This window comes from Pantoea sp. nfd-35 (genome assembly GCF_056892255.1).
The window spans coordinates 842,273-866,671 of sequence record NZ_CP122403.1 but is presented as its reverse complement, the minus strand read 5'-3'; the positions used below and the strand labels follow the sequence as shown (position 1 = coordinate 866,671).

Here is a 24,399-nt window from a genome sequence, read left to right as displayed (position 1 = left end):
TTTTCCAGGTCAGGCATGTATTTTAGATGAATAAAAAGCTGATAGCCCTGCTGGTGATTGCACCCCTTTTAGTTTCCTGTTCCGGCAAAAAGAACCCGACCTATTCAGAAGAGTGGGTGAAGGACACCAACGGATTTGACATCCTGATGGGGCAGTTCGCCCATAACATTGAGAACATCTGGGGTATCAATGAGGTTCTGATTGCCGGACCGAAAGACTACGTCAAATACACCGACAACTATTACACCCGCAGCCATATCAACTTTGAAAGCGGTAACATCACGATTGAGACCATTTCCGGTACCGATCCCGCTGCCAGCCTGCGTCAGGCGATCGTGACCACCTTGCTGATCGGCGACGATCCGGGCAATGTCGATCTTTATTCTGATGTCAACGATATCCAAATCAGTAAAGAACCGCTGCTTTACGGACAGGTACTGGATAACACCGGGCAGGCCATCCGCTGGCAGGGCCGCGCTCAGGCGTTTGCGGACTATTTGATTGCGAATAAACTGCAGCGTCGCAATTCCGGCCTGCACGTAATCTACTCGGTCACCATCCCGATGGTGCCGAACCATCTTGATAAGCGTGCGCATAAATATCTGCCGATGGTGCGCAAGGCTGCTGAGCAATATGGTGTTGATGCGTCTCTGATCCTCGCGATTATGCAGACCGAATCCAGTTTTAACCCCTACGCCGTCAGCCATTCTGACGCACTGGGTTTAATGCAGGTGGTACAGCATACTGCGGGCGTCGATGTATTCCGTATGAAGGGTAAATGGGGCAAACCAAGCCGCAGCTACCTGCTGGATCCCGAGAACAACATTGATGCCGGTACGGCTTACCTGTCATTGCTGCAGCGCAGCTATCTGGCAGGCATTCAGGATCCGCTGTCGCGTCGCTACGCGGTCATTACCGCCTATAACGGCGGTGCAGGCAGCGTGCTGCGCGTGTTCTCCAGCGATAAGGATCGTGCGGTCACTATCATTAACGGCATGTCACCCAGTCAGGTTTATCAGACGCTGTCTAAACAGCATCCGTCTGCGGAATCGCGGCGTTATTTGTATAAGGTGAGCTCGGCGCAGCGGAGCTACCATCGGTATTGATGGCGAAGGGTTTCCCCTGGCGGGGGATTGCTGGCGCAGAGAGGTTTTTGCGCGCAAGGCGCTGGGGTTCTGCCCTCTGGCTCTGAGAGGGTTCCGCCCGCCAGGCGATGGGGTTCTGTCCTCTGCCTCTGATAAGGTTCCGCCCGCCAGGCGATGGGCAGTTTCAGCCTGCCCGTGCAGGCGGACGTGTTAAGGGGCTTACGCCAGCCCCTTAACAATCCCGGCGCCCGGCAGCCGTCGCTGTTCCTTCGTCACTCACTGCGGCCTGACGGGCCGGCCGGATGCCTCCTGAAAACCCACGCCTGTAAGATCGAATGTTTTCCCGGAAGACTGGCTTCGCCTGTTGTTAACATGTGCGATCAGAACTGAAGACTGGAAAGCCTGAAGAAACAGAAACAGATGAACCGTAATGAGCCAGAAGGCTTTTCCTGCATCTGAAGCGGCAACGCGGTTTGTTTTACTACAGATATCGAAGCGGGGGTTTTGGGCGGCCTTCCCGACCGCTGAGCGGATGAGGGATTTCCGGATGAGCCGACAGGACGTCGGCGAGAGCCGGGCCGCGCCAGGGATGGCGCGTCCTGGCGGTCCGGCAGAAATCCTGAAGCAGCGAAGGGACCGCGCAGCGGCGGGTGGGCAGGACGGGAGCCCGGGGTCAAGGGGCCGCGGCGGCTGGCGGCCCCTTGTCGGTCGCCCGCAGGGGCAAACTGAAACTCCCTGCCGCCTGGCGAGCGAAACTTTCTCGGAGTCATTAACTGAAAGCTTCGCGAAACACCAAACCGCAGGCACAAACCGATACCTTCTCAGCGCTAACAGTTAAGCTCTATGAGCTATCCAGGCGACAGCCCCCTCAACCCACCATCATATTCGCCACCAGATACTTACGTCCGTCAGCGCCTTCCTCGGTGTAAACCCCTTGCAGCTCCGGCGAAAAACCGGGCAGTCGATTAATGCCCGCTTCCAGCGCCAGAAAATAGCGCTGTACCGCCCCGCCCCATGTTTCGCCCGGAACCACACAAAGGACGCCCGGTGGATAAGGCAGAGCGCCTTCCGCCGCGATGCGACCTTCTGCCGTTGCAATAGGTACCAGTTCGACTTCGCCACGAATGTAAGCCTGATGCGCATCCTGTGGGTTCACCTTAACCTGCGGCAGCCCCTGCTCGCGGAACATCATGCGCTGCAGGTCTTTTACGTTATAGCTTACGTACAGGTCGTGCATCTCCTGACACAGACGGCGCAAGGTATAACCCGCATAGCGTTTAGCGTTTTTGCGGTACAGCGTCGGCAACACTTCGGCCAGCAGCGTATCGTCTTTTACATGCTGCTCGAACTGCGCCAGCATCGCCACCAGCATCGCCATTTTTTCCGGACTTTCGGCTGGAGTCAGCAGGAACAGAATAGAATTGAGATCGCATTTTTCCGGCACGATGCCGTTTTCACGCAGGTAATTCGCCAGAATGGTCGCCGGGATGCCAAACTCAGCATATTCACCGCTGGCTGCGTCAATGCCTGGCGTGGTCAGCAACAGCTTGCAGGGATCGACACGGTACTGATCGCGATCGTATCCGGCGAAACCGTGCCATTTAGCGTTGGGTTCAAAGCTGAAATACTGCAGATCGCGAGCGATCGCTTCCGTTGGTGCATCCTGCCAGCGCTGGCCGTTTACCCTTTCCGGCACGAAAGGCAGGATCATGTCACAACGATCAAAGATCGCTTTACGTGCCTCGATCCCGAGCATCACGCACTCATCCCACATGCGGCGCCCCGCCTCGCCCTGATGCATTTTGGCGTTAATATCCAGCGCGGCAAACAGCGGATAGAACGGGCTGGTTGAAGCGTGCAGCATGAACGCGTTGTTCAGGCGCTTATGCGGGCAGAAACGCTTTTGCCCACGAATATGGTTATCTTTCTTGTGGATCTGCGAGGTCTGCGAAAAGCCCGCCAGCTGCTTGTGCACTGACTGGGTAACAAAAATGCCGGGATCGTTTTCGTTCAACTCCAGCGTCAGTGGAGAACAGCCTTCCATCAGCGGAATAAACTGCTCATAGCCCAGCCAGGCCGAGTCAAACAGAATGTAGTCACACAGATGCCCAATGCGATCCACCACCTGCCGCGCGTTGTATACCGTGCCGTCGTAGGTGCCCAACTGGATAATCGCCAGCCGGAAGGGACGCGCCTCGTTAGCCCTTTCAGGCGCCACTTTCTTGATCTGTTCGCGCAGGTAGCCATCATCGAAACAGTGCGCATCAATGCCGCCGATGAAGCCAAACGGATTACGGGCCGCTTCAAGGTAAACCGGCGTCGCGCCCGCCTGAATCAGCGCACCATGATGGTTGGACTTGTGATTATTGCGGTCAAACAGCACTAAATCACCGCGCGTCAGCAGCGCATTGGTGACCACTTTGTTCGCGCTTGACGTGCCATTTAACACAAAGTAGGTTTTATCCGCGTTAAAAACTTTGGCGGCAAACTTTTGCGCATGCTTAGCCGACCCCTCGTGAATCAGCAGGTCGCCCAGCTTGACGTCAGCGTTACACATGTCCGAACGAAAAACGTTCTCGCCATAGAAATCAAAAAATTGCTTACCCGCTGGGTGCTTTTTGAAAAATGCGCCGCCCTGATGGCCCGGACAGGCAAAGGTACTGTTCTGCATATCAACATAGCGGGTCAGCGTTTCAAAAAACGGGGGCAGCAGCGCGGCTTCATAAGCCTGAGCCGCCGCTTCCAGCGCTACCCAGTCCTGCGGCTCGCCATTCAGTTCGCCGGTCACGCCGGGCAGGTGCATCACCTCTTCTTCAAAGGCATTAGCAACGAACACCGGTAAATTAAAACCCGTGTGGCGTAACAACGCCAGCACGCCACTGCGCGTATCAGCCAGCGAGACGACAACAGCCGCCACATCGGTAAAATCAGTATTATCCAGCGTGACCACGTCGCGCGCAGTATTCAGGGTCAGGTTAGGCGCAACAGCAGCGCTGGCAGCAATTTTCAGTGGTGTCATAACACAAATCCCTAACAGTCAGGGAGTGGGTGCCTGAGGCACGGCAATGGGGAAATTTCCCCGGCGAATAATGTCTGACGCGATAAACCGATAGACATCAGTAAAGAGTAGTCCTTACTCATGTCCAACAGCAGCGGCCCGGTTGGCCTCACCGCATAGTGAACGATGTGTGTGTAACTGACATGACGAAGAACAGATCGCGCGCGAATTCAGGCGAGTGGGGACACGTGCAGTTGCACATTGAACCGAACATGGCAGCGTCCTCTGTTATCGGGCGGTGGCGAGAAAAAAGTGGCCGTCATAATGTCATTTTTTATCCGCAGGAACAACCCGACAACTTTAAATATCAGGTCAATAAATGCAAAATATAAAACCATTAAATATCAATATCTTATAAAGAAATATCAGTGAATAACCGCTTAAGTTTCTGTTATTTATGCGCAATTATGCATTTTTCAGCACGCTGGCAGTCGCTCCCTCATTGCTACTGAAATCGCCACTGAAATGCCTCAGGTTTGCGCCAAGCCTCGCACTTGTCGGGCCAGTGCCCTACCCTAATCGGCGCATCGGGCGTAAACTTGCCTGATTATTCTTACGCCTAACGGAGGATACATGTTTAAGGCAATGGTGATTGATAAGGACGAACAAGGTTACCGCTCTCAGCTAAAAGAACTCTCCGAAACACAATTACCCGATGAAGACGTCACCCTCGACGTCAGCTATTCCACCCTCAACTATAAAGACGCGCTGGCCATCTGCAATAAAGGGCCGATTGTGCGCCAGTTTCCAATGGTGCCGGGCATTGACTTCGTGGGACGGGTCACAGCAAGTCGCCATCCCGACTGGAAACAAGGCGATGCGGCGCTGCTCACCGGCTGGGGCGTCGGGGAAAAACACTGGGGCGGGCTGGCTCAGAAAGCCAGCGTGCCTGGCGACTGGCTGGTAGCCGTGCCTGAAACGCTAACTCCGTTGAATACCATGGCCATCGGAACGGCGGGCTTTACCGCCATGCTGTGCGTGCTGGCACTCGAAAAACAAGGCATTACGCCTGCCAGCGGCCCGGTTTTGGTGACCGGGGCCAGCGGAGGCGTTGGCAGCTTCAGCGTCTCTCTGCTGGCAAAACTGGGCTATAACGTCATCGCCTCCAGCGGGCGAGCCAGCGATGAAGACTATTTAAAAACCACCCTGGGCGCAGCCGAAGTGATAGATCGCGACGAGCTGGCTCAACCGGGTAAACCCCTCGGGAAAGAGCGCTGGGCCGCCGCCATCGACAGCGTCGGTAGCCATACGCTGAGCAACGTGCTGGCCGGCACCCAGCGTGACGGCGTGGTCGCGGCCTGTGGTATGGCACAAGGCCTGGATCTGCCCGGTAGTGTCGCGCCCTTCATTCTGCGCGGTGTGACACTGGCTGGCGTAGACAGCGTGATGTGCCCTAAACCGCTGCGCCAGCAGGCCTGGCAGCGGCTGGGGCAGCTTCTGGATGACGCGTTACTGAACCAGATAACAACGGTCATTCCATTGCGTGACGTGCACCAGGGCGCACAGGATCTGCTGGATGGCAAAGTTCGGGGCCGTCTGGTGGTTGACTGCGCTTAACGTTCGCCTTCCGCCAGGGGCGACGAAGGCGGGCGCATCAGTCATTCGCTTAGTTCCTGAATTGCCCCGCTCGCCCCTTCCCTTACCACTTCTGGCTGCCGGGAAAGTGCTGCCAGCGGGCGATAACTTCACCTGCTGGCAATGCCCGGCTCATCCAGACTGAGCCTGGGGGCGGGCTATCTTCCCCGCCCGCAGGCTCGCATTACTGCTGACAAGCCTGGCTCATGGGCTTACCTGAGCATCCTGAGCATCCCGAGCATCCCGAGCGTCCCGAGCGTCCCGAGGCATCTTACAGAGGGCCTCCTGACTTACCGCCATCTGTTTTTTTAGGGCTTCCCACTCACGTCAGACAGCCTTACCCCGGCCCCTTCGCTGTCGGTTCCGGAGCCGCTAATTTGATGTTTTATCAGAATAAACGCAGGGGCACACCGGTACCGTTTCGGCCAGCGATGCGGTAAGGTTTGCGCTGCTGTCTGCCACGGGTGAGGATTCGCGTCAGGGTTAGCAACGTATAAAGAAAACAGAAAACCCATGCGAAAAGCCCGGCCGGCATGCTTGCGGCCCCTGCTGGCCTGAGCGTTAATTAATGATAAAGAGAGGGAAAGATGCAAAAACCCGTGGTCGTCATTCACTATTGTACCCAATGTAACTGGCTGCTGCGCTCCGCGTGGATGGCACAGGAACTGTTACAGACCTTCGCACAGGATCTCGCCAGCGTGACGTTGCGTCCCGGCACCGGCGGCGTATTTGAAATCACCCTGGATGAACATCTGCTGTGGGAGCGCAAGCGCGATGGCGGATTCCCGGATGCTCAGGCACTCAAGCAGCGGGTAAGGGATATTTGTTTTCCGGAGCGTTCGCTAGGGCATATCGATAAAAACCGATCGGACGACAGCTGATCGTCCACGTCAGATTAACTGCGGCTGATATCCTCTGCCGCAGTCATCAGAGCAGCGACGATTGTTTGCCGGGTTTCATCGGTAATGTCCTGCTGCGCCAGACGCATGTTCAGGGCAGTTTTAAAATGATCGATCGCCTGCTCAATTTCAGGAATGCTGCGGTTGTTGACCAGCACTGCCAAAGACGATAACCGGTCGATGAGACCTGACAGCGGCTGTGCATCGTGCTTTAGCATGGCCTGCCCCGTTTCGGTGAGCACGTAAGCCTTACGTGCAGCCTGAGGGTCACTGATGTGAATAGCCCCCATCTCCTCCAGCCATGTCAGATTCGGGTAAATGATGCCTGGACTGGGCGAATACTCGCCCTTTGACAGGTCTTCAATGCATTTAATCAGCTCATAGCCATGTGTGGCGCGCTGCGAGATAAAATGCAGCATCAGCAGACGGATCTCGCTGGCATCCAGCATTTTCTCACGGCGCTTGCGCCGTCCACTGCAGGGCGCATCGCGGTTATCTTGCCCTGAACGTGCCGAATCCATTTTCATTATCTGCCTGAGTCAGTGGAAAGAGCCTGATGGTAGTGGGCCATCAGGCGAAATTCAATCAACGGCAGGTCACTTAAATTCAGTTAACGAACGACAGCGGGTTTTTGATGCCAGTAGGCTACGGCGCGCACCAGGTCAGCGTCAACCCCGCGCTGTGTGGTGAAATAGTCACACAGCTGTTTTACGAACTGCCCTTCTCCGGTCAGCCAGATAAAAGCGTCGTGCTGCGGAATCGCGATCCTGTCCAGCGCGGCCGTCAAATGTGGTAAATCCGCCAGCGTCATCTTGCCGCTGCCAAGCCAGTTAACAGAGGCATTGCCGGTATCGCCCAGGTAGGCTTGTCCGGTCACCTCATCAGCACAGGCAAACAGATGCAGCGCCTGAGCCTCCACACTACTGCTACGCCGCCTGAAAGCAGGCAACCCGGTTTCGTCACAGACGTAAAGCTGAAAAGCATAATCCGTTGGCACCAGCAGAGAGCCACGCGGCCCACCAATGATCAATCTGTCACCCGGCTGTGCCTGGGATGCCCAGTCGCTGGCAACACCGCTGTCGTGGATATAAAAATCCAGCGTCAGCGATGACGCACCATCAAACGCCAGCGGCGTATAGTCGCGCGCGACAGGGCGCAATCCGCCTTGCCACTGAATACCGTCATCGTTGATCGTCGGCAGTGCCAGCGGCGCGCCGTCAGCAGGGGGAAAGAAGACCTTAATGTGATCGTCAAAACCGGGAGAATGAAACCCCTTCAGATCGTCGCCCGTGAAGACAATGCGCCAAAACGTCCCGGCAATTCGGGTTTTCTCGGCGACGTGGATAGCGCGGAAGCGCAGTTCGTTACGCACGCGTTCAGGTAAGCGGCGGGAATAAGATGTAGGCACGAGGACTCTCCGTAAACGCGGCTGCATGCAAAGAAGCTGTTTTCGCGCCGCTTAAGTAAATAGAAATCATTCTCATATAAACCCGCTAAGAATAGCCATGATATATCTTAAGAACAATGACTAAAAATGCGATACGTTGTGAAAAAACACGGACAAAAAGGAAGGAAGCACAGAAAACGAAAAAGGCGCTCAGGCGCCTTTTAAGGGGATAGCGGTAATAACGTGGTTACCGCGCCGGGTTTTGTCCACTGCCTTGCGGCAGGGAGCTGTCACCGAGTATCTCGCTATGCGTCCCCTGCGATCCAGGATGTAACCCTGTGGGCACATTGGCAGGATCGGTCAGTTGTGCGGCAGCCAACGTTGGGGCCGCACACAGCGCGATAGCCAGCAGCATCGCTGATATCTGAGAGATTTTAATCATGTGTTTTAGCCTGATAAGGCGTAGAAAGCAGGTGAATATTCCAGCCCTGAGAAATAAAAGCCGTGGTAATGGCGCCTCTGTGAGCTTCAGGAAGAATTTTACGCCTGCACAGCTAATCCGCTTATAAAATCGTGCGCTTTATCACATTATGGCGCACGTTATGTGCATTCAGCCCTGGGTCACCGGGATGAAAAATACGCCTTCGATTCTGTCCTGCGTGCTTCGGGCCAAGTCCAGACACAGTAAATCCATCCCCGGCCGACAGGCTACGCCCAGCTTAGGCAAATGCAGATAATAAATGTCTGCGATGAAGCGCGTGAGCTGGTCCGGCGACCCGCTCCACGCGAGGCTGGCGTAGAGGCCTGGCGCAATGGTACGAACCGGCAGGGCGGAATGTGCATCAGCCGTTTGCTGTGCTTCCAGGCCACGAAACAGGCTAATATGCTGCTGCTCGACAGAGCCGTTTCCCGGCCCGTACTGGAACCCCAGCCAGCCCTGCGCAGCCCCGTGACGGGCGCGAACAACCTGGCGCACCTGCTCAGCAACGCGATGATGGCGGTCGCTTATATAGTCGCCATAGCGGCACTCCCACTCCAGTGTCTCACCCTGTAGCTGAAGGGCTTCTTCACGTATAACCAGCACCGCCTGCTTGACTGGTGCGCGCTGCGCAATGCGGCCGTGAAAATGGCGCACAGGTAAGACTCTGTGGCGACGGAAGGCGCCCGGCGTCATCATAAAGTGGTTTTTAAAGACCCGGTTAAAATTCTGCTGATTTTCGAAGCCGAAGCGCACCGCAATATCAATCAACGGCATCCGGGTCAGCCGCAGCGCCATGGCGGCGAGAGTCAGGCGTCGTTTTCGGGTATAGGCCGCCAGGGTTTGCCCGGTCATCTCTTTAAACAGACGCTGCATATGCCATTTGGAGTAGCCAGACTTGAGGGTAATCTGGTCGATATTGATGTCGTTGGTGAGATTGGCCTCAATCCAGTCGACTAAATCATTAATATGCTGTTTTTTTATGGTTTGACTTAGCATTGATGTATGAACAGAAAACAGAAGGGAAATTCGTCATAAAAGAGTAACAAAAAGCCTTAGGGATTGTAATGAAGCACCGGGTAAACGAGAGGGTGGAAAGGCAAAAAGCGCATTAATTGCCTGGGTTACTATTTAAAAAGCCAGCCCGAAGGCTGGCTGAGTAGACAGGCAGAGTGCAGCCTGGCGTAAAGCGCGCGTACTGCGGTTAAGAAACGTACGGAGAATAAATCCTCAGTGGCTTCGCATACCGGCGGCGGTCATCATCATTCTGAACAGCGTGGCCACCACACCGAGCGCCAGCACACTTGCCCCATAGATGACCACCAGCCACAGCACACGTTTCCACCACGGCGACCGGGTTTCATTCTGACGTTCTTTGCTGTCGACCTGGGTTTGCATATCAATGGTATCCTTCGTCTGCTTTGATTTTTCCGCGGAACACGTAGTAGCTCCAGAAGGTGTAGCCCAGGATCATCGGGATAATCAGCAGGCTACCCACCAGCATAAAGGCCTGGCTCTGAGGCGGTGACGCCGCCTGCCAGATCGATACCGATGGCGGAATAATATTCGGCCAGATACTGATACCCAGACCTGAGAAGCCCAGGAAAATCAGCGCTAACGTGAGAAGGAAAGGCGAATAGTGCGCCTCACGCTTGATCGCCCTTCTCAGCCCCCAGGCACTCAGCACGACCAGGACTGGTACCGGCAGGAACCAGAACAGATTCGGCATGCTGAACCAGCGGTGCGAAATATTCTCATGCGTAAACGGCGTCCAGATGCTGATCACGCCGATAATCACCAGCAGTGCGATAAGCAACGGCGTTGCCAGAGCGGACATCTTGCGATGCAGCTCATGCTCGGTTTTCATAATGAGCCAGGTACAGCCCAGAAGTGCATAGGCCACCACCAGTCCTACGCCGCAGAACAGCGGGAACGGCGCCAGCCAGTCCAGTGTGGAACCGGCGAAGCTACGACCTGATACCGGAATGCCATCCAGCATGGCACCCACCGCAACCCCCTGGCTGAAGGTTGCCAGCAGCGAACCGGCGATAAACGACTTGTCCCAGAACGCCCGGTGATGCTCCACGGCCTTGAAGCGGAACTCAAATGCCACGCCGCGAAATATCAGCCCAATCAGCATCGCGGTCAGCGGAATGGAAAGCGCATCCGCAATCACCGCATAGGCCAGTGGGAAAGCGCCATACAGGCCCGCACCGCCGAGCACCAGCCAGGTTTCATTACCATCCCAGACCGGCGCAACGGTATTCACCATCATGTCGCGCTCACCTGCATCCTTATTAAAGGGAAACAGCAGGCCGATGCCCAGGTCGAAACCGTCCATCACGATATACATCAGAACAGCAAAGACAATAATCGCGAACCAGATAACAGAGTAATCAACCATCTCAACGCTCCTCATTCTTGTGAGTGGCGGCAGAGAGCGGACGTGCTGGCGTTTTAATCTGGCCGGGACCACCCGTTTCAACAATATCGCCTTCGCCCGTGACCGGACCTTGCTTAATCAACCGCATCATATAGTGATAACCCACACCGAATACGGAGGAGTAAACCAGGATAAAGGCGAGCAGGCTGATACTCATGTGCATTTCACCATGCGGTGACACCGCATCAATAGTGCGCTGCACGCCATAAACCACCCAAGGCTGACGGCCAATCTCGGTGGTGAACCACCCCGCTAAAATGGCAATCAGGCCGGAAGGGCCCATCAGCAAGGCAAACCACAGGAAGGGACGTGACTGATACAGGCGACCTTTATAGCGCAACCACAAGCTGACCACGCCCAGCGTAATCATCAGCAGCCCCAGCGCCACCATCACGCGGAATGACCAGAAGATGATGGTTGAGTTTGGACGATCTTCCTTCGGGAAGGATTTCAGCGCCGGCACCTGCTTATCCAGGCTGTGCGTCAGGATGAGGCTGCCCAGGTAAGGAATCTCCAGCGCGTACTTGGTGCGCTCCTCCTCCATATCCGGCAGCCCAAACAGAATGAGCGGTGTTGCCTCACCCGGCGGATTTTCCCAGTGGCCTTCAATCGCCGCAATTTTTGCCGGCTGGTGCTCAAGGGTATTAAGCCCGTGCGCATCCCCAATCATTGCCTGAACGGGTGCGACAATCAGGGCCATCCACAGCGCCATCGAAAACATCTTACGAATGGCGGGATTGTCGTTGCCTTTAAGTAAATGCCAGGCGGCGGAGGAGCCGACAAAGAAGGCGCTGGCCAGGAAGGCCGCTACAGACATATGCAGCAGGCGGTAAGGGAAAGAGGGGTTAAAGACAATTTTAAACCAGTCTTCCGGCACGACAACGCCGTTCTGAATAAGGTAGCCCTGCGGGGTTTGCATCCAGCTGTTTGACGAGAGGATCCAGAACGTCGAAATCAACGTGCCGAGCGCCACCATGCAGGTCGCAAAGTAGTGCAGGCCCGGACCGACGCGGTTCCAGCCAAATAACATGACGCCCAGAAAACCGGCTTCCAGGAAGAACGCCGTTAAGACTTCATAGGTCAGCAAGGGGCCGGTAATACTGCCCGCGAACTGGGAAAAGCCACTCCAGTTGGTGCCAAACTGATACGCCATCACCAGCCCGGACACCACGCCCATGCCGAAGTTGACAGCAAATATTTTTGACCAGAAATGATAGAGATCGCGATAGGTTTGATTACGCGTTTTGAGCCACATTCCCTCCAGCACAGCCAGAAAACTGGCCAGGCCGATCGTGATGGCTGGAAAGATAATATGGAAGGAAACAGTAAATGCGAACTGGATCCTGGCGAGATGAAAGGCATCTAATCCAAACATTGCTTACCTCTTTGCCACATAGAACACCGTATAGTTACTTATAATTAACAACTTATGTACAAAGAACGTCATTCCATTGCACAGAAAAATTCCATGGCGAATGTAAAACGCTTCGCCTTGGTGAAACAGAGACAATTGGATAAGTAAAAACTATAACAGTATTTTTTGATTTAGATCATTTTTTTGTTGAAAGATCTTTTATTTAAAAAACAACGAGGAAAGGTTAATTACAGCGTAGCTTTGTGACATTATTGTTATTAAATTAGGGGATAAAAAAGTGAGTTCCTGTCCAGACAGGCTTAGCACGAAAAAACGCGCAACCCGCTGTTTTTAGCTGTTATTCAGCACAACTCCGCGCACCTGCCTCCGGCTAAAATGCACATCCCACACTGAAATTATGTGTTTTTTTATATCCTTAGCAGGGTATTTATCTTATCTACCCCTTCTGAGGTTATTTTTCAGATTGGGACATATTTAATGAACTGTAAAAAAGCGTCTATCCGCCGCAGGCGGCCTGGATTAGTTTGCTATTTATGTTAAAAAAATATCGAACATGTAAATGACCCGGTGTTCATTAACTGGCAGTGCCATTATTTACGGGTGCAGCCTTGTCAAAATAACCGCGTAGTAAAAATGATGTTAAAAGCTACGGGATATCATCGCCAGGTTGCAGATAAGGCCGACGGTTTATCTCCACTAAGCGTTGCGCATTCGTTAGCGGGCATCGTCTGGTCAGGGAACGTCGCTTCGTCCCGGCAGGCGCTCGCCCGTCAGGATCAACAGGCTATTCAGCGGCAGTGTCCTTTTCGCGGTGAGACAGGATGCGCTCAAGATTCTCTTCTAACCAGTCTGCCAGCCCTACGACCTGCTCCCCGACTTCACGCCCCAGCGGCGTCAGGCGGTATTCCACATGTGGCGGCACGACATCATAGGCTATACGTTGCACAAAGCCGTCCTCTTCCAGATAGCGCAGGCTCTGGGCCAGCATACGTTCACTGACGCCCCCCACCGCACGACGGAGTTCGCTAAATCGCAGCGTTTTATCTTTAAGCGCGAGCAGGATCAGCACGCTCCAGCGACTGGTGATACGCTTTAACAGGTCGCGTGACGGACAGTTAACATTGAGCAACTCGCCCCGGCTAAATTTTTCGCTCAGTTTTTCAGACATTTAACGCTTTCACCCCATGCTAACAATTCTGTAAGTACTTACTAAAAGTTAGTTTATCGCTTAGGCTGCATTTTACCAACTGTCATCTTAAGGAGTAACCTCATGATCGCTGTTACGGGTGCCACTGGCCAACTGGGCCGTTTAGTCATTGATGCATTAAGCAAAAAAGTTGCGGCAGACAAGATTGTTGCTACCGTGCGCACGCCTGCTAAAGCGGCGGATATTGCCGCATTGGGCGTTAACGTGCGTGAGGCGGATTACAATAAACCTGAGACGTTAGCGGACGCCTTTGCAGGAGTCGAAAAATTGCTGCTCATTTCGGGAAGCGAAGTCGGCCAGCGTGAACCTCAACACAGAGCCGTTATTGAGGCCGCCAGGTCCGCAGGTGTGAAATTTATTGCCTATACCAGCCTGCTGCATGCGGATACCTCTCCGCTTTCGCTCGGGATCGAGCACCGCGCAACCGAAGCCATGCTGGCGGCGTCAGGTGTGCCTTATGCCTTGCTGCGCAACGGCTGGTACACGGAAAACTATGCAGCGAGCATCGCACCTGCTCTGGCACATCATGCGTTCATTGGTGCGGCGGGCGAAGGACGGATTTCGTCTGCTGCGCGTCAGGACTATGCCGATGCGGCGGCTGAAGTGATGGTTCGTGACGATCAGGCAGGGAAGGTCTACGAACTGGCAGGCGATCACAGCTACACCCTGGCTGAATTTGCCGCTGAGATTGCCGCGCAAAGCGGTGAGCAGGTTGATTACGTTAACCTGCCGCAGGCAGACTTTGCGGCGGCGCTGAAAGGCGCAGGCTTACCGGCGCCGTTGGCGGACTTACTGGCGGACTCTGATGTCGGCGCGTCTCAGGGCGGTCTGTTCGATGATTCCCGCGCGCTGAGCCAGCTTATTGGTCGTCCAACCACGCCTTACCAGGACGTGATTCGCGCCACGCTGGTACAAGGATAAGATCAGCCGAATCGCAGGCGTTTTGCCCTGCGATCGCGCCGTTGTTTACCGGAGCAGAGTCGCCGGCAGGCAACGGCGGATTTCTCCCCTGTCGGTTTTTACTCTGCCAGGCGCACGTCCCTTCTCTCTTCTCGCCCTGCCCTTCTCCACATGGAGCACGCCATTGTTCGGTACACGCCGAAGCATCGCATTCTGCCGCGCGTAAACTGCCCGCATGCTTACTCATGGAGATCTAAAATGATTGCTGTTCTTTTTGAAGCAGAAGCCGTACCCGCAGCGCAACAACGCTATCTTGCGCTGGCGGCTGAGTTGTCGCCCGGGCTGGCTGAATTACCGGGGTTTATCCAGATTGAAAGGTTCCAGAGCCTGAGCACGCCCGGAAAGATCTTATCGCTCTCCTGGTGGGAAGATGAGAGTGCGGTAAAAAACTGGCGAGAAAACAGAGAACATCAGTCAGCGCAGGAAGAAGGTAAAAGCCATATTTTTTCACATTACCGGATACGCGTTGCTCAGGTGATGCGCGACTATTCAGGGCCGGAGGGACGTCATCATGTTTGATATTCATGTCGTATTCAGCAACACGCCAGGCGCGCTTGCCGCCTTTGGCACGCTTCTCGGCCAGCATGGCATTGGTCTGGAAGGGGGCGGTGTGTTTTCTACGCCCCAGGAGAGCCATGCCCACTTCCTTGTTGAAGATGGCCCCAAAGCCCAACAGGTATTGTCGCAGGCCGGTTTTGACGTCAGGGACGTTAAAAAGCCACTAATCAGAAAGCTGGCACAGGCGCGGCCGGGGGAGCTGGGCGAAATTGCGCGGATTATTGCGCAAAACGACATTAATATATGCGTTCAGTACAGCGATCACAGTAACCGCCTCATCCTGCTCACAGATGACGATTTGCGGGCTGGCAACCTGACCCGTCAATGGACATGCGCGACAGAATGAAACTGATCCCTTCCCGCCATCATCAGGATAATCAGCCCTCGCTGGAGATCAGCATGTCTGTGGTCGCCTCGGCGATGGCAGATGCCTCCAGAATGCACATGCTTTGTGCATTGATGGATGGCCGGGCATGGACCGCCACCGAGTTGAGCGTGGTGGCCGATATCGCCCCGTCAACCGCCAGTGGCCATTTGAATAAGCTGCTTGAGACGGGCCTGCTCGTCTGTGTAGTGCAGGGAAGGCATCGTTATTACAGCCTGGCCGGTCGCGAGGTTGCCAGCCTGCTGGAAAATCTGATGGGCGTTTCGGTAAGGCCCGACGCCCCGCTTAAAACCACGACGCCAAACCGTCTGAGGCGAGCCCGAACCTGCTACGATCATCTGGCCGGCGAAATTGCCGTAGCCATCTATGATTTTCTGCAACTGGAAGGCTGGATATGTGAGGACGGCACTGGGCTGACGCCACGTGGCACAGCTAATTTCGCAAATGCAGGGATTGCGCTTGCGCCCCGCTCCCGGCGAAAAGCCTGCTGTCCCTGCCTGGACTGGAGTGAAAGACGCTTCCATGCGGGAGGCGAAGTGGGTGCCGCCTTGTTACGCTTTCTGTTGCAAAAGCACTGGCTGGTTCAGGCGGCGGGATACCGGGAACTGGTTGTGACAGACAGCGGCAAACTGGCCCTTCAGCGTCTGTTCAACATCAGCCTGAGCTGACGCACACTTTACGTCGCCCGTTAGTTCTACGGGTGACGAAGCACGTAAGGCTTATTGCTCAGCGTTCGGGTTCTTTGTCCAGCCGCATCAGCAAGGTATCGTGATAAACGCCGTTGACATAAAGCGCGGCCACATCCGTGCCATAGGTCTGAAACCCTGCCGAGCGGTAAAGCCGGACGGCCGCCGTATTGGTGGTGCTCACGGCGAGCTTCAGGCAGCAGCATTCACTGGCTTCGGCTATCGCGGCCGTGAGTAACGCCTTTGCCAGCCCGCTTCCACGCCATTCCGGGCACAGATACATTCCCCAGATGGTGGCGTAATGGCGCTGTTTCTGCGCGGCATTAAAGCGCACACCGACGATGCCACCCAACCGGCCCCGATCGTCTGCTCCTGCCAGCACGCAGTTTTCACGTAGCCTTGCCGCAAAAAACGCGTCAGGCTGATGACGCTCAGTGTCATAATCTGCGCCAAAGGCAGCGGGATGACGCTTGAGCCCGTCAAGCCTGATAGTCCGAAATGCCGCCATATCCCGGTCAGTGAGACGCTGTAAGGTATAAGGTTTCACGCTAAATTGTCCTTCGCGGTCTTGTTCACGCCATTGTGCTCCATCGTGACATTTTTGTGTATTATCACCTTCACCTGCGTCATAAACATTACCCTCCGGGTAGATTAAAATTTATTTCGTTGTTACCTAAGAGATTCATCTGAAATGCATTTACGGCTAAACCCGCCATATTTAGTTGAATTGACTGTGTTTTATTCAATGCATACGATTAATAGACAATTTTTATTACGTTCATAGACAATCTGCATTGTTGTTCCTGCCTGCGAGAGGTCTATAATTCCTTCTTTGTGCAACCCCGTTCGCTCAGGAGGCCGTTATTAATACTTATCGCCAGCAACTCAATGCATTCGAAGAGAATCGTGCCGGGGCGGAAGTTGAGTATCAATACGATCCCCATGAACTAAAGCTGGACCGCATGCAAGATTCTGAACCCGAGCCGGAGCTGATTGAAGGCTTACCGGCTCCGGATGCGCTGACGCCTGCCGATCGCTACCTTGAGCTGTTCGAAGCCGTCCAGATGTCAGGCATTTTCGAGGACAGTAAAACTTTCCCCGACTGCTCGCCTAAGTACGATCCTCTGGATGTGCTGATGCGCTATCGTCGTCAAAAGCGCAGCAAGGAGTTCGACCTGTCGCGTTTTGTTGCTGAGCATTTTTATATGCCGGGCATTAATGAAAGCTTTTACGTCTCGAATCCCGACAAGACGCTCAACGAGCATATTGACGATCTTTGGCCGGTGCTGACCAAAATGCCGCAGCAGCATATGCCGCACTCATCGCTGCTGCCGTTGCCCAAACCCTATGTCGTACCGGGCGGTCGCTTCGGTGAAACCTACTACTGGGACTCTTACTTCACCATGCTTGGTTTGGCGGAGTCGGGCCGCGACGACCTGCTGCGCCACATGGCGGACAACTTCGCGTGGCTGATCGATAACTACGGCCATGTCCCAAACGGCAACCGTACCTATTACCTCAGCCGCTCACAGCCGCCGGTGTTCGCCCTGATGGTTGAGCTGTTCGAAGAAGATGGTGTGCAGGGCTCCCAGCGCTATCTGGAGCAACTGATGAAAGAGTATCAGTTCTGGATGGATGGCGCGGGCTCGCTGATGCCAAACCAGGCTTACCGCCATGTGGTCAGAATGCCTGACGGCTCGCTGCTGAACCGCTACTGGGACGACCGCGATACGCCGCGCGACGAATCCTGGATTGAAGATGTGGAAACGGCGCGTCATTCAAAACGTCCGGCAAGCGAAGTTTACCGCGATCTGCGCGCAGGGGCGGCATCGGGATGGGATTACTCGTCACGCTGGCTGCGTAACCCAAAACGCCTGGCCAGTATTCGCACGACACAATTTATCCCTATCGATCTCAATGCGCTGTTGTACAAGCTTGAGTTAATGATAGCCACGCTCTCGCATGCTAAAGGTGAAGAGCTGACTGCGCTGGCCTGGCAGAAAAAGGCCGAGGCGCGTAAGCGGGCGATTACCCGTTACCTGTGGGACAGCACGGCAGGAGTCTTTCGCGATTATGACTGGCGCCGTGCGCGCTTCGGTGCCTTTACCGCCGCCGCCGTCGTGCCGCTGTTTGTCGGGCTGGCAACGCCCTATCAGGCCCACCTGCAAGCTATCGCCCTGCGCCACCTGCTGCTCAGCAACGGCGGCCTGCTGACCTCAATGGTGGAAAGCGGTGAACAGTGGGATAAACCGAACGGTTGGGCGCCCATGCAGTGGATGGCCGTTGTGGGCTTAAACAACTATGGGGAAGAGTCGCTGGCGAACGAGATTGCCGTTAACTGGCTGACCACGGTGAACAATTTCTACCAGCTGCACCATAAGCTGGTAGAAAAGTACGATATCAGCGGCGATCGTGCCCGCCCGGGCGGCGGTGGCGAATATCCGTTACAGGACGGCTTCGGCTGGACAAACGGCGTAACGCGTCGCCTGATGGCGATGTACGGTCATTTAATGGCTGACTAACCGCCCCAGAAGCACGTAAAAAAGCCGGGAACATTTCCCGGCTTTTTACCGCCTGCGGCACCGCAAACGCATTATTTCTTCGCTTCAACGCCCGGCTGCGCGGAGCGCTGCAGGAACTGTTGCGTCACCTCAGGCAGATGCTGGAACAGCCATTCAGCCATCGCAATCTCCTGATTGCGAATTTCGCTCAGCACTCTGACACCTTCACTGTCACCGACCTGTTCTGCTGCCGCAATCAGGCTGGTATAGCTGGCGATCTCTGCGTTCTCGAACACATAGCCGCTCATCGCCCCTTTCACGACTTCATCAGAGGTGAACATACCGCCGATCGCCTGCCCCATTGCCGCCATTTTTCCCATCACGTCTTTCATGATGGAGTGGTCAATGCCGTGACGATCCAGCAGCTGCTCAAGCAGCTGAAGCTGATGTTTGGTTTCTTCCAGATGCTGTGCCAGGCGTTGTTCCAGTGCCGGGTAGTGCTCAAGGCGGCCCGACATTTTGCTCAGCATGCTCTCGGCCTGCTTCTCCATGGCATGCGCATCGCGTAGCCAGTCATGATAGTTTTCAATCGCCGTGGTCATTTTGCTGCTCCTTCAACCGTGCTGATTGCCTGAGCAAGCGTGGTGAGTTTTACATCGGTTTGTTTTTCTTCCTCAAGCGTCAGTGCCAGCAGCTTCGCCGCTTTGGTGTAGCCTAGCTTGAGTGCCAGCGCCTGCAGGGTACCGTAGGTCGCGATTTCATAATGCTCAACTTTTTGCGCCGCTCCGATCAATCCCTGATCGCGTACCTCTCCCTTTTCTACCGACTCGATAACTTCCTGTGCTTCTTCCGCCAGCCCTTCCAGCGCATGACATTTCATACGTTTAATTTTTACCTCGGGCGTGGCCTCAACTAATTCATCCAGACGCTCAATTTGCCCGCTTGTCTCTTCAAGGTGCTGATTAAACGCAGCAACCAGGTTTTCATCACTGGCAGCGCGCGCCATTTTTGGCAGAGCCCGGGCAATCTGTTTTTCTGCACTGTAAACATCTGACAGGTCGTGGATGAAAAGATCATTTAACGTTTTAACAGTCATGAAAAGAGCCTCATTAATTAGACAGCAGCACCGAGGTTTCAGCGCCGCTTCAGTCAATCGCACTTTATATAACCTTAGTGGAGTTGGCGGGAATAGTGTTTAACTTTGCAAAACCTGACAACATAAGTGGCATTAAAAATGCATTTTTTCTTTCATTACCAGTGATTTATCTTTTTAATTTAAATTTATTAAAAATGAGGATCTGTTTAAATTCAGCCAAATCTGTACGAATATTCCCATTCGCGTACAACTTAGCACCCAAGGAAAATAATGCCCATTCCGCCCATTGGATTGAGGTTCCATTTTTTATATTTATTTTTTGATGTCAGCGGAGCGCTGAAAAAGACACCGGAAAGGGGGCGTTCTTTCCGGTAAGATTCTTGCGACCTCACACCAGAGCGTGTTTTCACAACAGGTCAGACGGGAAGACAGAAGCGTACTGAACGTATTTCCCTTTTTTAAACCGCCAAAGATAATAGCAAGTCATTGTAAGTAAATGATTAACTACGACGGCTTACTTTACCTCCTTTGCGGCCTGCTTCGATCGCTCGCTGCGGGTCATTCTTAAAGTTCCCACCGCTGTTCTGCCCGCCTTTACGCCCGGCCTCTGCCGCGCGCTCTTTATCTGCGGCGAAATTACCCGCGCCACCACGATATTGCGTCATTCTGTATTCTCCTCAAATTTCATTATTCAACTGGCACAGTTAAAGCTGCATTACCTTAACGGCTACAGAATTAAATGTAGCCATAAAAATCACCTTATCAAGCATAAACGCTGAGCGCTGGCGTGGGTTGCCAGACAAAACCTTTTTGCTGCTCATCCCTTTAATTCTTTAGTAACGAAACTATCTAAACAAGAAACTTAACGAGAATGCCGATCATGTCAGCCTTGTGACAGCCACTCTTCCCGCCCCTATTAATCGATCGATTCATTAAAAAGTCCACCCCGTTTTTCTTTATAAGCGAAGCGGTAAATCGGATCAGCATCACGGAACGTCGTCAATATGATCAATAAATGTTCTTTTTAACCACGCCTGATAAAGCAAATTCAACAACATCACACTTCCATCATCTGAAAATAAGCGAAGCGGTAAATTCGTTAATTATCGATGTTTCTGTTAAAAGCAGATCATTAAATAATCAAAAAAGCATCAATTAGTAAAACGGTCATGAAAAATAAAAGAGAAGAAGGTAAAAAAGGTGTTTTAAATAAGCGAAGCGTTGAGGAATAAAAAAAAACGCCCTGACGGGCGTTGCTTTCAGATTATTCTGTTCCGTTACTGTTGTAAAAACGTCAGTAAATCCTGATTGAGTTGGTCCTGATGCGTGACGGCAAAACCATGTGGGCCATTGTCATAGATCTTAAGTTCCGAACCCGGTATCAGCGCATGTGCCAGCTTGCCCGTGGCTTCAAAAGGCACTATCTGGTCATGACTGCCGTGAATAATTAAGGCTGGCACATCCACTTTCCCCAGATCTGCGCGGAAATCTGTTTCGGCAAACGCGGTAACACAGTCCAGCGTTGCTTTAAGCGATGCCAGTAAAGCGATGTTTAAGGTCTGCGTGAGCACGCCTTCTGAAACCTGCTGACCGGCATTGGTGCCATAAAACGGCGCAGCAAACTCGTTGATAAACTGCGCGCGATCTTTCAACAACCCCTGTTTAATGCCGTCAAAGACCGATTTCTCGACACCTTCGGGATGATCGTCAGTCTGGCCGAAAATCGGCGTTACCGCCCCCAGCAGCACCAGCTTTTTAACCTTATCTGTCCCGTATTTGCCGATGTAGCGTGACACATCCCCGCCGCCCATTGAGAAGCCAATCAGGGTCACGTCTCTGAGTTGCAGATGTTCAATCAGGCAATGAATGTCGTCAGCAAAGGTGTCGTAATCGTAACCGTCCCAGGGCTGATCGGAACGCCCAAAGCCACGTCGGTCAAAGGCGATGGCGCGGTAGCCGCGTTCTGCAAGAAAATTGAGCTGACTGTCCCACATGTCCGCATCCAACGGCCAGCCATGACTAAACAATACTGGCTGACCTTTACCCCAGTCTTTGTAATAGAGATTATATCCATCTTTGCTTTTAAACAGACTCATGCGTGCCTCGCTCCAGGTGGAAGTCATTACGCCTCAGGCCTCCGCCGCTCATGTTGCCGCGACAGCGCTGGCAGAATGGTGATACCACATAAGCCTGGCAGAGGGCGAAAAATGTTCCAGTCGCGGGAAGCGTCCTTATAAGCCTTCCCCGTGTGACAGGGCGACGCCACATTTGCCATTTTTTTTGATGCTGTACATGGCCTCATCGGCCCGGGCGAGCGCGCTGTCAAAGTTCTCGGGGCTGTTAACCTGAACCACACCAATCGAAGCGCCAATGGACGCTGTACCGTTAGCCAGTTCGAAGGGCTGCAGGGCAGCTTCAAGACAGGCTTGTGTGAGTTTATCTGTGAGCGGATGGGACAAGGCGAAAGGGATCAACAAAACAAATTCATCTCCGCCCAGTCGGCCAATAATGACATTAGACGGACAGGCGGCGATAAAGCGCTGGCTGAGCTGAATCAGAACGTCGTCGCCGCTGCGATGCCCCAGCGTATCGTTGACGTGTTTGAAATTATCTAAATCAATAAAGGCAATGCAAAACACGGCTTCCGTTTTCATATCGCGAAAATGGGTGAGTAATGCATGGCGGTTAGTTAACTGCGTAAGAGGATCATGCATCGCCAGTGTCGCCAGCTGCTCTTCGTACTGTTTCTCTTTGGTCATATCAATATGGGTGCCCGTTACTTTGGAGGGCCTTCCCTGCTCGTCCCATTCGCTGACCCGACCGCGATCCAGTACCCAGGTGATCTTGCCCGTTTTGCCCACCATGCGGTGCAACGCCTCATAGAAAGGTGCCTTTCCGTTAATATGATCGTAGAAAGCCTTCAATACGTCGCTGGCATCGTCCGGATGCAGGCAGGATTTCCATACGTCGAAATGCGCACCAACTTCTTTGGGCTGAAAACCCAGCATCGATCCCCAGCGTCGGTTAAAAATGACCAGTTTGCCGCTGGGAATATCCAGCTGCCACAAGCACAGTCCTGTTCCGTCCAGTGCGGCGCTTAATTTATTACGGGCATCGTGCGCAATACGCTTTAATCGCGCATTGTGCTTTTTTAAATTCGCGATTTGCTGCCGCAGAGCTTCTTCAGACATAGCGATTACTGGAAAGGGAAATGACTATTTTGCCAGTGCCAGAGGTTGTGTAAAGCAGCCTACTCAAAAGAAGACGAGACGCGGATAAAATCCACACACACAGGATTTCCCACGCTTAACGGCCACCGGGCCAGCACACGACAAAATCTTAAGGGGAAAAAGACAGTGTGTTTCCTCTGTCGTTACCCGCCTTATTTTCCCGTTAACAGGATGATGAAAATTCAACCTGATGTCAGCCTGTACGTTTTCTTCTATAGAAAACTCAGGTTTCTTAAAGAACGGAGGACCTGTTACAAACTCATTCATCTAACTCAATGACTTTTAATGAAAAATAAAGATGACAAATGTAACGATGACATTTTTCTGCAAACTCATAATCACACTTAAATATCTTTCGGGTGTTAATTAAAGACATCAGCACGACATCAAGGAGATAAATTATGGCCCGGTTAATGACCCTTTCTTTTCACGGCAGCCAGTGTGAAAACCCGTCACAGCAGGATGTACACCTTACCGAAGCATGCTTTTCAGGCGATATGTTTTTTACCCAACTGCGCGGCAGCAACTGTCCTGTAAAAGATTACGCCTCAGACAGCACGGCTCCCGATCGTTTCTGTGTCAGTAATGCTGTTCTGGATAATCATTTCCACAGTAGCAAAACCCAGACGGCGATATTCATCTGACAATCACTGTCTATGATTTTTCCGGAAAGATTTATTACCCGTAATAAGGCACGCTTTATGTAATTAATGACGTTAGCACCTTTCGGATGCATACATACAGAGGATTAATATCATGAAAAAGATGATTGTTAGCTCAATGATTGTAGCCGTATTAGTGTTTACTGGCGGAGCCGCTGCCGCTGAATCTTTTAAAGACAGCCACACGTTAAATAACGAAGTCGTATCCGCGCAGGCGGCCCAGGCGATGAATGATATTCAGCTTTCTCGCAACGCGTTATTTAACGGTCAGACGCAACAGGCAAAAGCGCTGGCCACCCAGGCAGAAACCTACCTGAAAGATAATAGCGTGGACTGGACCAAATATATTCGCTACGACAAGAAAGCCCCTATGAATGGCGATAACTATATTCGTATCGGTTCCGACGTCTCCGTTTCAGAAGATTATCAGTTTTCGAAACAGAAAAATGATGCTATCGATCAGGCCAACCAGCACATCAAAGCGGGTGATAAACAGGGCGCGCTTGATGAGCTGAAACTGGCAGGCGTTGCCGTTACCGAAACGCAGGAACTGATGCCGTTGCAGCAGACTGAAAACGATGTTTCCAGCGCACTCGCCATGATGAAACAGGACAAATACTATCAGGCAGGTATGTTGCTGAAATCCGCTGAAGAAGGGGTAATTTATGATACTCAAACCTATTCTGAGCTTCCTGTGAGCCCAACGATGCACCACACCCAAACGGGCGCTCATGCGCAGACAGGGAGTAAAGGCTAATCATCGCAGTTAATAAAAACGACGTTATTTAACTGCTCTGTCGCTTTCATTATTTCG

The 24,399-nt window shown here is 53.2% G+C and carries 25 protein-coding genes; 10 read left to right on the top strand and 15 right to left on the bottom strand.

The features are described from left to right. The first annotated feature begins 26 nt into the window (after positions 1–26). On the top strand, positions 27–1,106 hold the full coding sequence (mltC, locus tag P9J57_RS04155; protein WP_013027108.1) for a membrane-bound lytic murein transglycosylase MltC: 1,080 nt from the start codon (positions 27–29) through the stop codon (positions 1,104–1,106). An 847-nt stretch (positions 1,107–1,953) separates the two neighbouring features. On the opposite strand, the gene P9J57_RS04150 is transcribed toward mltC, so the two are convergent. Continuing rightward, the gene (locus P9J57_RS04150; protein WP_126843402.1) at positions 1,954–4,104 is read right to left on the bottom strand and encodes an ornithine decarboxylase; all 2,151 of its coding nucleotides are present in this window, start codon (positions 4,102–4,104) and stop codon (positions 1,954–1,956) included. Between the two features lie 612 nt (positions 4,105–4,716). On the opposite strand from P9J57_RS04150, the gene acuI reads away from it, so the two are divergent. Together acuI and P9J57_RS04140 are read left to right on the top strand one after the other, a co-directional pair. Next, positions 4,717–5,700: an acrylyl-CoA reductase (NADPH) gene (acuI, locus tag P9J57_RS04145; RefSeq protein ID WP_014594526.1), complete on the top strand. Its 984-nt coding sequence runs from the start codon at positions 4,717–4,719 to the stop codon at positions 5,698–5,700. A gap of 605 nt (positions 5,701–6,305) precedes the next feature. Continuing rightward, a complete protein-coding gene (locus P9J57_RS04140; RefSeq protein ID WP_013027111.1) occupies positions 6,306–6,599 on the top strand; it encodes an Rdx family protein in 294 nt (97 codons plus the stop codon). A gap of 14 nt (positions 6,600–6,613) precedes the next feature. On the opposite strand, the gene P9J57_RS04135 is transcribed toward P9J57_RS04140, so the two are convergent. From P9J57_RS04135 to P9J57_RS04100, 8 genes are all read right to left on the bottom strand, one after another. Next, positions 6,614–7,144, bottom strand: coding sequence for a PadR family transcriptional regulator (locus P9J57_RS04135; protein WP_210494842.1), 531 nt, complete (start codon positions 7,142–7,144; stop codon positions 6,614–6,616). A gap of 83 nt (positions 7,145–7,227) precedes the next feature. Then, the gene (locus tag P9J57_RS04130; protein WP_014605103.1) at positions 7,228–8,052 is read right to left on the bottom strand and encodes a siderophore-interacting protein; all 825 of its coding nucleotides are present in this window, start codon (positions 8,050–8,052) and stop codon (positions 7,228–7,230) included. 199 nt (positions 8,053–8,251) lie between these two features. Then, positions 8,252–8,446, bottom strand: coding sequence for a hypothetical protein (locus P9J57_RS04125; protein WP_015699569.1), 195 nt, complete (start codon positions 8,444–8,446; stop codon positions 8,252–8,254). 168 nt (positions 8,447–8,614) lie between these two features. After that, positions 8,615–9,481, bottom strand: coding sequence for a helix-turn-helix domain-containing protein (locus P9J57_RS04120; protein ID WP_014605102.1), 867 nt, complete (start codon positions 9,479–9,481; stop codon positions 8,615–8,617). Between the two features lie 231 nt (positions 9,482–9,712). Then, on the bottom strand, positions 9,713–9,880 hold the full coding sequence (locus P9J57_RS04115; RefSeq protein WP_013027115.1) for a DUF2474 domain-containing protein: 168 nt from the start codon (positions 9,878–9,880) through the stop codon (positions 9,713–9,715). A 1-nt stretch (position 9,881) separates the two neighbouring features. Beyond that, positions 9,882–10,886, bottom strand: coding sequence for a cytochrome d ubiquinol oxidase subunit II (gene cydB / locus P9J57_RS04110; protein WP_014605101.1), 1,005 nt, complete (start codon positions 10,884–10,886; stop codon positions 9,882–9,884). 1 nt (position 10,887) lies between these two features. Further along, positions 10,888–12,300 carry a cytochrome ubiquinol oxidase subunit I gene (locus tag P9J57_RS04105; RefSeq protein WP_014594530.1) on the bottom strand — a complete coding sequence of 471 codons (1,413 nt, stop codon included), beginning with the start codon at positions 12,298–12,300 and terminating at the stop codon, positions 10,888–10,890. A gap of 784 nt (positions 12,301–13,084) precedes the next feature. After that, positions 13,085–13,468, bottom strand: a complete 384-nt coding sequence (locus tag P9J57_RS04100) for a winged helix-turn-helix transcriptional regulator (RefSeq protein ID WP_014594531.1) — start codon at positions 13,466–13,468, stop codon at positions 13,085–13,087. A gap of 102 nt (positions 13,469–13,570) precedes the next feature. On the opposite strand from P9J57_RS04100, the gene P9J57_RS04095 reads away from it, so the two are divergent. The 4 genes from P9J57_RS04095 to P9J57_RS04080 all read left to right on the top strand — a co-directional run bounded on the left by P9J57_RS04095 (position 13,571) and on the right by P9J57_RS04080 (position 16,078). Continuing rightward, positions 13,571–14,428 (top strand): SDR family oxidoreductase, encoded by an 858-nt coding sequence (locus P9J57_RS04095; RefSeq protein WP_014594532.1) that lies wholly within the window; start codon positions 13,571–13,573, stop codon positions 14,426–14,428. A 237-nt stretch (positions 14,429–14,665) separates the two neighbouring features. After that, complete coding sequence (locus P9J57_RS04090; RefSeq protein ID WP_029570635.1) at positions 14,666–14,986, top strand: antibiotic biosynthesis monooxygenase family protein; 321 nt, start codon at positions 14,666–14,668, stop codon at positions 14,984–14,986. Further along, positions 14,979–15,371, top strand: coding sequence for an amino acid-binding protein (locus P9J57_RS04085; RefSeq protein WP_014605098.1), 393 nt, complete (start codon positions 14,979–14,981; stop codon positions 15,369–15,371). The genes P9J57_RS04090 and P9J57_RS04085 overlap by 8 nt, the downstream gene beginning before the upstream one ends. Further along, a complete protein-coding gene (locus tag P9J57_RS04080; protein ID WP_019104776.1) occupies positions 15,350–16,078 on the top strand; it encodes an ArsR/SmtB family transcription factor in 729 nt (242 codons plus the stop codon). Before P9J57_RS04085 ends, P9J57_RS04080 begins: the two co-directional genes overlap by 22 nt. Positions 16,079–16,136: 58 nt before the next feature. Here P9J57_RS04080 and P9J57_RS04075 read toward each other — a convergent pair whose 3' ends face one another. Then, the gene (locus P9J57_RS04075) at positions 16,137–16,643 is read right to left on the bottom strand and encodes a GNAT family N-acetyltransferase (protein WP_013027123.1); all 507 of its coding nucleotides are present in this window, start codon (positions 16,641–16,643) and stop codon (positions 16,137–16,139) included. Between the two features lie 316 nt (positions 16,644–16,959). Here P9J57_RS04075 and P9J57_RS04070 point away from each other — a divergent pair, with 316 nt between their 5' ends. Then, positions 16,960–18,618, top strand: a complete 1,659-nt coding sequence (locus P9J57_RS04070; RefSeq protein ID WP_071785178.1) for an alpha,alpha-trehalase — start codon at positions 16,960–16,962, stop codon at positions 18,616–18,618. A gap of 71 nt (positions 18,619–18,689) precedes the next feature. Here the strand turns inward: P9J57_RS04070 and P9J57_RS04065 are convergent, their stop codons facing one another. The 5 genes from P9J57_RS04065 to P9J57_RS04045 all read right to left on the bottom strand — a co-directional run bounded on the left by P9J57_RS04065 (position 18,690) and on the right by P9J57_RS04045 (position 22,884). Then, entirely contained in the window at positions 18,690–19,199 is a 510-nt protein-coding gene (locus tag P9J57_RS04065; protein WP_013027125.1) for a ferritin-like domain-containing protein, read from the bottom strand. Next, positions 19,196–19,693 (bottom strand): YciE/YciF ferroxidase family protein, encoded by a 498-nt coding sequence (locus P9J57_RS04060; RefSeq protein ID WP_088900532.1) that lies wholly within the window; start codon positions 19,691–19,693, stop codon positions 19,196–19,198. The genes P9J57_RS04065 and P9J57_RS04060 overlap by 4 nt, the downstream gene beginning before the upstream one ends. 500 nt (positions 19,694–20,193) lie before the next feature. Continuing rightward, positions 20,194–20,358: a con-10 family general stress protein gene (locus P9J57_RS04055; RefSeq protein WP_006118264.1), complete on the bottom strand. Its 165-nt coding sequence runs from the start codon at positions 20,356–20,358 to the stop codon at positions 20,194–20,196. 612 nt (positions 20,359–20,970) lie between these two features. After that, positions 20,971–21,789, bottom strand: a complete 819-nt coding sequence (locus tag P9J57_RS04050; RefSeq protein WP_014605095.1) for an alpha/beta fold hydrolase — start codon at positions 21,787–21,789, stop codon at positions 20,971–20,973. Positions 21,790–21,924: 135 nt separating this feature from the next. Beyond that, a complete protein-coding gene (locus P9J57_RS04045; protein ID WP_013027128.1) occupies positions 21,925–22,884 on the bottom strand; it encodes a sensor domain-containing diguanylate cyclase in 960 nt (319 codons plus the stop codon). 440 nt (positions 22,885–23,324) lie between these two features. Here P9J57_RS04045 and P9J57_RS04040 point away from each other — a divergent pair, with 440 nt between their 5' ends. Both P9J57_RS04040 and P9J57_RS04035 read left to right on the top strand, forming a co-directional pair. After that, positions 23,325–23,567: a hypothetical protein gene (locus tag P9J57_RS04040; protein ID WP_014605094.1), complete on the top strand. Its 243-nt coding sequence runs from the start codon at positions 23,325–23,327 to the stop codon at positions 23,565–23,567. A gap of 112 nt (positions 23,568–23,679) precedes the next feature. After that, positions 23,680–24,342, top strand: coding sequence for a YfdX family protein (locus P9J57_RS04035; RefSeq protein ID WP_458038837.1), 663 nt, complete (start codon positions 23,680–23,682; stop codon positions 24,340–24,342). Positions 24,343–24,399: the final 57 nt, after the last annotated feature.